Origin of the sequence: Asticcacaulis sp. (genome assembly GCF_027484505.1) — a bacterium.
Classification (GTDB): Bacteria; Pseudomonadota; Alphaproteobacteria; order Caulobacterales; family Caulobacteraceae; genus Asticcacaulis.
Genome location: NZ_JAIXSV010000140.1, coordinates 1 through 11187 on the forward strand (window position 1 = coordinate 1; position 11187 = coordinate 11187).

The window sequence follows — 11187 nt, forward strand, 5'->3', positions numbered from 1 at the left end:
GTGGCACGGCGCGCTGTTCGACATTCAAAACGGTGTGTGCGTCGGCGGTCCCTGCCCCGGTGCGTCCCTCACCCCCTGGCCGGTCGCCGTGCGCGACGGGCAGATTTTTACCGCCTGAACTGGACTCTGACGTGACCGCGACCCTGACCGCCTCCCTCCTCTTCGCCGCCCTGAAGGATCAGCCGTCCGACAGCCTGCTGGAGCTGATCCAGTTGCACCGGGCCGATCCGCGCCCCGACAAGATCGACCTCGGCGTCGGCGTCTATAAGGACGAACAGGGCCACACCCCGGTCATGGCCGCCGTCAAACAGGCCGAATCCGCCCTGCTGAACAGCCAGACTTCCAAGAGCTATCTGGGGACGGCCGGCGATATGGGCTTTGTCGAGGCGCTGATCCCGGTGGTTTTCGGTGAGGCGCGGCACGGCGACCCGGCGCTTAGCGGCGTGCAGACGCCCGGCGGCACGGGGGCGTTGCGGCTGGCGGCGGAACTGCTCAATCGCGCCCGGCCCGGTGCGACGGTGTGGGTGGGAACCCCCACCTGGATCAACCACTTCCCCCTGCTGGAAGACGCGGGGCTGACCCTCCGCGAATACCGCTATTTCGACCGCGACACGCAGTCGGTAATCTTCCCCGCTTTACGCAAGGCGTTGGAAAGCGCCGCCCCCGGCGATGTCGTCCTGCTGCACGCCTGTTGCCACAACCCGACCGGGGCCGATCTCAGCCCTGAGCAGTGGCGCGAAGTGGCCAGCCTGTGCGTCGAACGCGGCCTGCTGCCGCTGATCGACCTCGCCTATCAGGGATTGGGGCAGGGTCTGGAGGCCGATGCCGCGCCGATGCGCGACCTGCTTAAACACGTGCCCGAAGCCCTGATCGCCTATTCATGCAATAAGAACTTCGCCCTTTACCGGGATCGCGTCGGCGCCCTCTTCTATCAGTGCCGCGACGCGGCGCGGCGTGAGCGACTGCGCGGCAATCTGATCAATCTCGCGCGCACCCTGTGGTCCATGCCGCCTGATCACGGCGCGGCTGTGGTGCGGCTGATCCTCAGCGACGCGGCGCTTACGAAAATGTGGTCCGATGAACTCGACGCCATGCGTCTGCGCGTCCACAGCCTGCGAGCGGCGCTGGCGGCAGCGCATCCGGGTCTGGGCTTTCTAACGCGGCAGAACGGCCTGTTTTCGACCCTGCCGCTCAGCCCGGAGCAGGTGCTAAGCCTGCGCACGCAGCACGGCATCTACATGGCGGCGTCGGGACGGGTCAATCTGGCCGGGCTGGCCACCGCGCAGGTGCCGGTTCTGGCGGCGGCTCTGAAACCGTATTTTTAAGGTTGCTCATCAAGGGTGAAGATGCGGGTCATGGCCACCCACTTTTCACCCGGCTGTGCCTTGGGCAGGGGCTTCTGGAATTCCCACATCAGGCGCTCCCACGCCTGCACGTCTTCCGAAGCCGCATCGGCGGCGGCCTTGGCGTCCGGTGCGAAGGCGTCACCGACTTCCATGATCATGAACATGCGGTCGTGCGCCTGCCAGATTTCCATGGACTGGATATCGGCCTCGCGGATGCTGCGGATGATGGGGCCCGGCACCTGACCGGGGGCGTGCCACGCCTTGTAACGCGCGATCAGGTCGGCATCATCGTGCAGGTCGAGGGCAAAGCAGAAACGGCGGGGCATGGCGGAATCCTCTGTTTTGGTGTGTTTAGCGCGTTGTGATGGATTCGTCACTGGCGGCAGGCCCCCGGCCCGCCTAAAGTCTCTTTTTCAGCCGTGAACGAATCTGATGTCCTGGTACGCCCGCCGCGAAAACTGGTCCGCCAAAGCCGATGACGCCCGCGATGCCGGGGATATCGACTATGCCCGCATCATCCATTCGGCTTCTTTCCGCCGCCTTCAGGGCAAGACGCAGATCCTCAATCTGGGGGACAGCGACTTTTACCGCACGCGCCTCACCCATTCGCTGGAGGTGGCGCAGATTTGCGGCAGCCTCAACAAGCAGCTCAAGACCCACCACGCCGGGCACCCCGCCGCCGCCCACCTGCCCGACCGCGCGCTGATTCAGGCCATCGGCTGCACGCACGACCTCGGCCATCCACCCTTCGGCCACGGCGGCGAAGTGGCCTTACACTACTGTATGCGCGACAACGGCGGCTTTGAGGGTAATGGCCAGACCCTGCGCATCCTGTCGCGGCTTGAGACATTCTCCAAAAGCGCCGGGGCCAATCTGACACGAAGGACGCTCCTGGGCGTACTGAAATACCCGGTCGCCCTGTCAAAGGCGGCCCACCCGGCGCGCAGGCCGGCCCTGATGCAGGGGCCGACCACCATCGACATTATTGATTGCCGCGCCTCAAAGCCGCCCAAGGGTTACCTCGACAGCGAGTCGGATGTGGTGGACTGGGTGCTGGACCTCCTGTCCGACGAGGACCGGGCGCGGTTTCAGGCGCTGGAAACCAAAGCCGACAGCCACCACGCCACGCGGCACAAATCGCTCGATTGCAGCCTGATGGACGTGGCCGACGACATTGCCTATGGCGTGCACGACCTCGAAGACGCCATTGCGCTCAATCTGGTGAGCGAAAGCGCCTTTCGCCGCGCTGTGCCCGAAAGTGCCTGCACCTCGTTTCTGGATGCTGTACGCGAAAGAGACAAGGATAAGCCGGGTAACGACATCTACGAGCGGACGGTAAATGCGTTATTTGGTGGTTCAGATAGTCGCAAGCGCTACATCAGCCGAATGGTCGGGCATTTCATCACCCATGCGCGTTTTGCCGAAGACGATGCCTTCGCAGAGCCGCTGTTGCGCTATCGCGTCGAACTGCCCGACGGCCCGGCGCGTTTCCTCAAGGCGCTCAAAGGGTTTGTGTTTGACGAAGTGATCCGTTCCCCCAGCGTGCAGCATCTGGAGTTCAAGGGGCAGGCCATGGTGGTGGCGGTGTTTGAGGCCCTGCAATCGGACCCCAAACGCCTCTTGCCACGCGATCAGTACGCCCGCTACGCCGCCGCCTCGGACGATCCGCGCGTCATCTGCGACTACGTGTCGGGCATGACCGACAACTATCTGCTGCGCACCTATGAGCGTTTATTCGCCCCGCGCATGGGCTCAGTGTTCGATAAGTTGTAAGCCCACGCCGCGATCAGGGCTTAAGGTCGTAAGGCGAGGTGACGGTCAGGGTGCCCCTGACGCCCGCCGGCGCGGCCAGACCCTTGCGCGTTACGGGTTGCCCACCGCCGAGCCACAGCTCGACCTTGCCCGCCTTGACCGAGCGCGAGCCGTCGGCATTGACGGTGCTGAGCGCCTGCGGGTCGAGGGTAAAGCTGACCGTTTTCGTCTCTCCGGCTTTCAGATGGATGCGCTCGAAGCGCGCCAGCGCCCGGATCGGCGCCAGCTTCTGGCCGGGATAGCTGAGATAGAGCTGCACCACCTCATCGCTGTCGCGCGAGCCGCTATTGGTGACCTCGGCCGATACAGTGACCTGACCGTTGCCGGCCACCTGACGCGCCGACAGGGTCAGGGGGGCGTAGCGGAAGGTGGTGTAGGACAGGCCGTAGCCGAACGGATAGAGGGCCTCTCCCTTGAAGTAGCGATAGGTGCGCCCCTTCATGCTGTAGTCAGTAAAGGCCGGGAGCTGATCGGCCGAGAGGTAGAAGGTGACGGGCAGGCGGCCGGCGGGGCTATAGTCCCCGGCGATCAGACGCGCCACGGCCGCCCCGCCCTGCCCGCCCGGATACCAGGCTTCGACAATGGCCGGGACGTTCTGATCGGCCCAGTTGATACTGAGCGCGCTGCCGTTGATCAGGACCAGAACCACCGGCTTACCGGCGGCGCTGACCTGCTCCAGCACCTTTTGCTGAACCGGCGGCAGGTTGAGGCTGGTGCGGTCACCGCCCGAAAAGCCTTCGGTTTCGACGCGCATCTCTTCGCCTTCGACGCGCTGCGACAGGCCCGCCACAAAGACGACCAGATCGGCTTGCTTGGCCGCCGCCACAGCCGCCTGCGCGCCCTTATCGGATGGCAGGCTCCACACCAGCGTCTCCTCGCCCTTCGGCTGGCGCTGGAAGGATTCGACGCGGATGCGGTTGCGCGACCCGGCCTCAAGGCGCACGCTTCCGGTGGCGATGGAGGGCCGCCAGTCCACACGCCAGGCATCGACGATCATCTTGTCATTGACCCAGATGCGATAGCCGCCATGCGCGTCATAACGGAAGCGGTATTCTCCCGTTTCCGGTGCCGTCAGATAGCCGTCATAGCGCACGGCCCCGCTGCGGTTTTCACCGGCCCAGACCTGACGCATCCCGCCTTCGCTGCCCGTCGTCAGCGGCGCGCCGCTCAGGTCGGCATTGGCAAAGTGGCTGACCGTCACGCCAGTTTGGGTGCAGGCTTCGTCGCGGCAGAAGGCGCTATCGGGTACCGCCGTCATCACCAGGTCGATCAGGCCCGACCCCTGCGCATAGGTGACGGTCGCCTTCGGGAAGCGGGCGCGGATACCGGACAGCACCGTCACCGGGTGCGACGGATCGCCATTGTAATTGCCCACCAGCGAATCGAGCGTGTCGGCATTGGGGCCTATGACGGCGATATGGCGCGGCTCGCCCTTCAGCGGCAGCAGATTGTTCTCGTTCTTGAGCAGGACCATGGCCGACTCGGCGACCTTTTGCGAGAAATCGCGATTGGCCTGTGTGTCGTAATCCTCCGCCGTGATCTTCGGGAAGACCTTGGCGGGCGGATCGAACTGCCCCAGTTTGAAGCGCGCGGTAAACAGGCGGATCAGCGCCGTATCGAGCGTCTTTTCCGGCAGCAGACCCTGACGCACAGCGCGGGTCAGGTGGTCGGCCTCATTGGCATTGCCGCAGATGAGGTCCGTACCCATCAGATAGGCCGCCGTCACCCCTTCTTCGGGGGTGGGGCGATAGGCATGCGAGGTCTTGTAATAGATATCGCCTACCGCGTCACAGTCAGACACGACGAAGCCCTTGAAGCCCCAGTCCTTGCGCAGATATTTGACCAGCAGGTCTTCGTTGGCGCAGGCGGGCTGACCGTTGATGGCGTTATAGGCGCACATGATCGACCCGGCCTGACCTTCGGTGATGGTGGCCCTGAAAGCGGGCAGGTAGGTGTCAAAAAGGTCATAGGGCGACGGATTAAAATTGTCGCGGTGGCGGCCGGCTTCCGGTCCCGAATGGACGGCATAGTGTTTGGGCGTCGCCACGGTGCGGTAATAGACCGGATCATCACCCTGAAGCCCCTTGACGAAGGCCACGCCCATGCGCGCCGTCAGGTACGGGTCTTCGCCATAGGTCTCCTGACCCCGGCCCCAGCGCGGATCGCGGAAGATATTGATATTGGGCGACCACACGGTCAGGCCGCCGAACCAGTCCGAACCGCCGAAACGGTGGCGCTCCTTCAGATATTTGGCGCGAAACTCGACGCTGATCGTGTCGGCGACGCGATGGATCAGCGGCTCATCCCAGGTGGCAGCCAGACCCACAGCCTGGGGGAAGACGGTGGCGTAACCGGCGGCGGCCACCCCGTGCAGCCCTTCGTTCCACCAGTTGTATTCGCGCACATTGAGGCGCGGAATGGCCGGGGCGTCGTTGATCAGCTGCGCCGTCTTTTCTTCCAGCGTCATGCGCGACACAAGGTCCGCCGCCCGCGCCTCAGCCGGTTTGGTCGTATCCTGATAGCCGGGGGCATCGAGCGGGTTCTGCGCTGCCGCCGGTTGCAACGCACCCACAGAGATCAGGGCCACCAGTACGGCTGCGGTGAGGTAGCGGTTGGGTTGGCGGCTCGCCGTCATGGTCGTCTCCTTACGCCGATCGTCTTCGAGGTGGCCGGAAGGGTCAGGGGTGCAGGGTCAGTACGGTGACCGAGGCCGGTGACAGGCGGACCATCACCTTGCCATCCGTCATCTTCGCCGTGACCGCTTTGGGCGCGATCGTCGCCGGGGCCGCGAAGGTGTTGTAGGTATCGAACGTCGCCGCCGAGAGGGTTTCGCCGGTCACGGTCTTCGCCTTAAAGTTCAGGCTGGCCACGTCGATATCCACCGGCGTTTTGGGGTCAAGATTGGTCAGGGAGAGATAGATCTTCCCGTCCGCCCCACGCGCTGCCAGCGCATCGACGCGCGGCAGGCGGATGTCGCCAAAGCTGTAGGTCCCGGCATTCAGCGTCACCGGGATGAAGGTGGCATCCTGAAACGGCACGTACATGCGGAAGACGTGATAGGTCGGCGTCAGCAGCATCTTGTCCTTGTCCGTCAGGATCATCGCCTGAAGCACATTGACCATCTGGGCGATATTGGCCATGCGCACACGGTCGGCGTGGCGGGCAAAGATGTTGAGGTTCAGCGCCGACAGCACCGCGTCACGCTGCGTGTTCTGCTGCATCAGGAAGCCGGGATCGGTGCCGGGCGTCGCCACGTACCACGCGCCCCATTCATCGACGACCAGCGACACCTTCTTTTCCGGGTCGTACTTGTCCATGATGGCGGAGTGGGTCTTGATGAGTTCATCCATCTTCAGCGTGTCCTGAAGGATGACCGCATATTCCTTTTCGCCGAAGCCAGTAGATTTCTGCGTCAGGGGGAAGCCGCCGCCCGTCGTATAATAGTGCAGCGACAGGCCTTCGATATCCCAGGCCCAGCTACGGCCCTTATAGGATTTCATCACCGCTTCGGTATAGGCCGTGTCGCCGCCATTGGGGCCGACGGCGATGCGTTGCATCGGCTGGGCCTTGTTATAGTTGCGCACAAAGCGCGCATACATCTTCATCTGGCTGACGTAGAAGTCCGGCGTCATAGCCCCGCCGCAGTCCCAGCTTTCGTTGCCCAACCCGACAAACGGCACCTTATAGGGTTCCGGGTGGCCATTTTTGGCGCGTTCGGCCCCGATGCCATTTTCAGGGCTTGAGGTCATATATTCCAGCCACTCGGCCGCTTCGCCCACCGTGCCGGAGCCGACATTGACCGAAATATAGGCCTCGGCCCCCACCTGCGAGGCGAAGTCCATAAATTCGTCGGTGCCGAAGGTGTTGGGCTCGATCACGCCACCCCAGTTGGCGTTCATCATGGCCTTGCGTTCCGGGCCAATGCCACGCCGCCAGTGGTATTCGTCAGCAAAGCAGCCACCGGGCCAGCGCACGACCGGCACCTTGATGGCTTTCAGAGCCGCGACCACATCGTTACGGATACCGCGCGTATTGGGGATGGATGAGTCCTTGCCGACCCACACGCCTTCATAGATGCCGCTGCCGAGGTGTTCGGCAAACTGACCAAAGATGCGGCGGTCAATCTTCGCGCCGGGCTTGGTGGCGTCCACCATCACGGAGACACGCTCCTGCGCCGCAGCTGGCAGGGTCAGGGCGAGAAGGGACAATACGCCTGTGAGGACGAGCGGTTTCATTATAACTCCCTGTATTTATTGAGATATGGCGAATTGCACCGCCCCTGATCCCTTGGCTTTTACGCAGCCATTATGATATCGCTAACACAAAATGACGCAAAGGCCAAGCCATATGTCCGACTTATTGCGCCAACTGTCTGTCTTTGCCGCCGCACTCACCCATTTTTACCGAGGGCTAAGTCTGAACGATTGACGCAATTTGTCTGATATATTAGCGTGCACACAACGGGCGGCGAAACGGCAATAGCGGTTTTCGTAAAAAAAGCCTGCAAAGATCAGGGACTGACGCACACACGAAGGCTCGCGCCAACCTCGCGACCTTGCGGCTTTTCCTGCGTCTCCCGTTAGCGAGTTCCGGCGACCCTGCCATTTCATTCTGACGACTGCCGCCGCCCGATCGGCGGGCCGGTCACCCTGACTTTGCGTTCGAAAGGTTTTCCATGACGCCTGCATTTCATCGCCTGGCCAGACACGCCGCCCCCATGGCGCTGGCTCTGAGCCTCGCCCTGACCGCCGCCGCGCGCGCCGAGACTGCGGCCGACCCTCTGGCCGCAACGGGTAAGTGGAGCGCCTATAGCGAAGGCCGCGCCGCAACCCCGCCGATGGGCTGGAGTTCGTGGAACGCCTTTGGCACCGATCTGACCGAGGCGCGGGTGCTCGATTCCGCCCGCATCATCGTCGAGAGTGGTCTGGCGGCCAAGGGCTACCGCTACATCAATATCGACGACGGCTGGTGGCTCAAGCGGCGCCAGTCGGACGGCCGTATGCAGATACGCACCAAACTCTTCCCGTCGGCGGCCGTCGGTGGCCCGGAGGAGACGAGCTTTCGCCCCTTCACCGACCGTATCCATCAGATGGGGCTGAAGGCCGGCATCTATTCCGATCTGGGGCGCAATGCCTGCTCGCAGGCCTATGGCGGCCCCAACACCCCCAACCTGCCTGAAGGCACGGTACAGGAGCGCGAAGTCGGGCTCTATGGCCATATCGAACAGGACATACCCCTCTATTTCAAGGAATGGGGTTTCGACTTCATCAAGGTCGATGGCTGCGGCGTGCGCGCCTTTGGCGCCGACTCCGAGCGCGTCAAGGCCGGCACCTATCGCGAACTGCCGCCGCTGATTGATTTCCAATCCATCAGCCGCACCAATATTCCCGCCGTCAAAGCGCTGTATAAGCAAATCGGCAGCAGCCTGAAGGCCAGTAATCCGGACGGTGATTACGTCTTTTCGCTCTGCGCCTGGGGCTCCGCCGATGTGCGTGCCTGGGGTAAGGATGTCGGCAATCTGTCGCGCACCAGCGACGACCTGACCCCCTCATGGTCGCGGATGCTGAGCAATTTCGACTCGGCGGCCACCCGCGCCCTCTATGCCCATCCGGGAAGCTGGAACGATCCGGACATGCTGTTTATCGGACATGGGGAGTTCGACGCGCAGCACCTTGTGCAGGCCCGCTCACACTTCGCCCTGTGGGCCATGATCAATGCGCCGCTGCTCATCGGCTATGACCTGAAACAGGCCACCCCAGAGCTGATGCAGATTTTCGGCAATGAGGCGCTTATTGCACTCAATCAGGATGCCGGCGGCCATCAGGCGGTCCTCACCTACGATAGCGACGATATACAGATCCTGATCAAGACGGTCGGCGCGGACCCGACGCGCAAGGCCGTGGCCCTGTTCAACCGCACGGCGGAGGGCAAGGAGGTCATCCTGACCGCCGAGCACCTGAAATATCTGGCCAATCAACCGGTCACGCTGCGCGATCTGTGGACGCAGGCCGATCAGACGCCGTTCACCGGCGAGGCCAAGTTCCAACTCGAACCGCACCAGACCCTGATCTTTATGGCCAGCGGCACGCCCGTGCTGAGCAATGGCCAATATCTGTCCGACCTGCCGGGCCGCGTCAACCCGGCCGTCGATGGCGTGGTGGTGCCGCAGGCCGATCCTTTCATCTATCGCATGAAAAGCCCGTGGAACGGCACGCGCGGGCGCGGCGACATCCCGGCCTACACCGGCTGGGGCGGCGCTCAGGCCGACGCCTCCCCCTATGGCCGCCCGCTTCAGATCGCCGGCAAGGCCTTCCGCAGCGGTATCGGCATCCTCGCCAATTCGCGGCTGGAGGTACGGGTGCAGTCCGAGCGCCGATTTGAAGCGAAGGTCGGCGTGGACGATTCCACGCTCAACACCACCGAGGCCGTGACCTTCGCCGTCTACGGCGACGGCAAGCTGCTCGCCAAGTCCCAACCCCTGCGCTTCGGACAGGCCCCGCAGGCGCTGTCGGCTGACCTTAAAGGCGTCCGTCTGATCGAACTGGTGGCCACCAGCGGCAGCAAAAGCGCCAACGCCGTGGCGGTGACCTGGGGCGACGCGGCCCTGCTGAAATAGAGCATCTATCCGCCCAAAAGGCACAGGCCGGGGGCAACCGCCTCCGGCCTCTTTTTGTGATACCGCTATCAAAATTTCTGTGTCATTCTCACTATGTGGAGGCTGGCGCGTACGGCCTTCAACAAAAACAAAAAGATACCGGGAGTGAACATGAAAATCTCTGACACGCTCAGCAGGCGCGGCCTGCTGATGGGGGTGGCTGGCGCGTCGGTACTGGCCAGTTGTGGAGGCGGCGGCGGCGGGGGCGGCAGTGCCTCACCCGGATCCTCCTCCGCTTCTAGCAGTTCATCCACCTCCGTCTCAGGCCCCACCCTGCCCGACCCGGCCACGGCCCCAGCGCTCAAGACCCATTTCAACGGCAAGTTTCTGGTGGGCATGACGGCAGAACCGAACGAGATCAATAACGCGATTTCGCAGCCCGTGCTCAAAACGCACGCCAACTCGATAACCGCCGAAAACTGTATGAAACCGCACGCCATCGGCACCAGTGCGGGGGTCTATAATTACACGCTCGCCGATCAGGTCATCGCCTTTGCCAGCGCCAACAACATTGCCGTGCGTGGCCACACCCTGCTGTGGCATAGCTCAGCTCCAGACTGGTTCTTTGCGGGTGACAGCACCAGCGCCACCTATAAGGCGACGGTGCAGGCGCGGCTTGAACGCTATATCACCGACGTAGCGACCTATTTCAAAGGCAAGGTCTATGCGTGGGACGTGGTCAACGAACCGACCAGCGACTCGGCCGGCAGCCCCTATCGCAACAGCCGCTGGTATCAGGTGCTGGGGGCCGACTATATCGAAATTGCCCTGCGCGCCGCCCGCGCCGCCGATCCGACGGTCAAGCTGTTCATCAATGACTACAGCACCGAAAACACAGACAAGCTGGCGCGCCTGATGAGCATTGTGGACACGCTGCTGACGCGCGGCGTACCGCTCGATGGCATCGGCCACCAGTTGCACATCACCACAAGCTGGCCCCCCGTGGCCAATGTCCGCGCCGCGTTTCAGGCCGCGGAGACCCGCGGCCTGATCAACCACGTAACGGAACTCGATGTGTCCCTGTATGGCTCAGACCCCGGCAGTTGCTTCGGCACGCCGGCCACGGGCTGCGCCCCGTCCCTGACCGAAGGCACGGCGGCCTATTGGGACAGCATCCGGGCGCAGGCGCTGCAATACCGGGCCATGTACGACCTGTTTGCCAGCCAGCCAAGCGTGAAGTCCGTTACCACCTGGGGCGTGGCTGACAACCATACCTGGCTGAGTTCGTTCCCTGTGAACCGGCTAAACCACCCCCTCCTGTTCGACACGACGGGGAAACCCAAATCGGCCTTCTGGGCGGTGGTTAACCCGACCTTTGTTCCATAACCTCTCAAACGGTCGGTTTTTTGTTTGTTGGAGCGTCAGACGCACAAA

Annotated in this window: 7 protein-coding genes and 1 pseudogene; 5 read left to right on the plus strand and 3 right to left on the minus strand. The window is 63.1% G+C overall.

Annotated elements, in window-relative coordinates:
- Both Q0072_RS09055 and Q0072_RS09060 read left to right on the plus strand, forming a co-directional pair.
- A pseudogene (locus Q0072_RS09055) lies at positions 1–118 on the plus strand (Rieske (2Fe-2S) protein); the annotation flags it as partial.
- Positions 119–131: 13 nt separating this feature from the next.
- Positions 132–1325, plus strand: a complete 1194-nt coding sequence (locus Q0072_RS09060; RefSeq protein ID WP_298328772.1) for an amino acid aminotransferase — start codon at positions 132–134, stop codon at positions 1323–1325.
- Here the strand turns inward: Q0072_RS09060 and Q0072_RS09065 are convergent.
- Complete coding sequence (locus Q0072_RS09065; protein ID WP_298328774.1) at positions 1322–1672, minus strand: L-rhamnose mutarotase; 351 nt, start codon at positions 1670–1672, stop codon at positions 1322–1324. The genes Q0072_RS09060 and Q0072_RS09065 overlap by 4 nt on opposite strands.
- A gap of 106 nt (positions 1673–1778) precedes the next feature.
- On the opposite strand from Q0072_RS09065, the gene Q0072_RS09070 reads away from it, so the two are divergent.
- On the plus strand, positions 1779–3119 hold the full coding sequence (locus Q0072_RS09070) for an anti-phage deoxyguanosine triphosphatase (protein ID WP_298328776.1): 1341 nt from the start codon (positions 1779–1781) through the stop codon (positions 3117–3119).
- A 13-nt stretch (positions 3120–3132) separates the two neighbouring features.
- Here Q0072_RS09070 and Q0072_RS09075 read toward each other — a convergent pair whose 3' ends face one another.
- Positions 3133–5793, minus strand: a complete 2661-nt coding sequence (locus Q0072_RS09075; RefSeq protein WP_298328779.1) for a glycoside hydrolase family 3 protein — start codon at positions 5791–5793, stop codon at positions 3133–3135.
- Positions 5794–5836: 43 nt separating this feature from the next.
- Positions 5837–7393: an alpha-L-arabinofuranosidase C-terminal domain-containing protein gene (locus Q0072_RS09080; protein ID WP_298328782.1), complete on the minus strand. Its 1557-nt coding sequence runs from the start codon at positions 7391–7393 to the stop codon at positions 5837–5839.
- A 440-nt stretch (positions 7394–7833) separates the two neighbouring features.
- Here Q0072_RS09080 and Q0072_RS09085 point away from each other — a divergent pair, with 440 nt between their 5' ends.
- Both Q0072_RS09085 and Q0072_RS09090 read left to right on the plus strand, forming a co-directional pair.
- On the plus strand, positions 7834–9774 hold the full coding sequence (locus Q0072_RS09085; protein ID WP_298328784.1) for an NPCBM/NEW2 domain-containing protein: 1941 nt from the start codon (positions 7834–7836) through the stop codon (positions 9772–9774).
- Positions 9775–9924: 150 nt separating this feature from the next.
- A complete protein-coding gene (locus tag Q0072_RS09090; RefSeq protein WP_298328787.1) occupies positions 9925–11139 on the plus strand; it encodes an endo-1,4-beta-xylanase in 1215 nt (404 codons plus the stop codon).
- Positions 11140–11187: the final 48 nt, after the last annotated feature.

Coding starts and splice junctions, on each gene's coding strand:
- Q0072_RS09075 (WP_298328779.1), bottom strand. CDS start 5,793: ATGACGGCGAGCCGCCAACCCAACCGCTACCTCACCGCAGCCGTACTG.
- Q0072_RS09085 (WP_298328784.1), top strand. CDS start 7,834: ATGACGCCTGCATTTCATCGCCTGGCCAGACACGCCGCCCCCATGGCG.
- Q0072_RS09065 (WP_298328774.1), bottom strand. CDS start 1,672: ATGCCCCGCCGTTTCTGCTTTGCCCTCGACCTGCACGATGATGCCGAC.
- Q0072_RS09080 (WP_298328782.1), bottom strand. CDS start 7,393: ATGAAACCGCTCGTCCTCACAGGCGTATTGTCCCTTCTCGCCCTGACC.
- Q0072_RS09070 (WP_298328776.1), top strand. CDS start 1,779: ATGTCCTGGTACGCCCGCCGCGAAAACTGGTCCGCCAAAGCCGATGAC.
- Q0072_RS09090 (WP_298328787.1), top strand. CDS start 9,925: ATGAAAATCTCTGACACGCTCAGCAGGCGCGGCCTGCTGATGGGGGTG.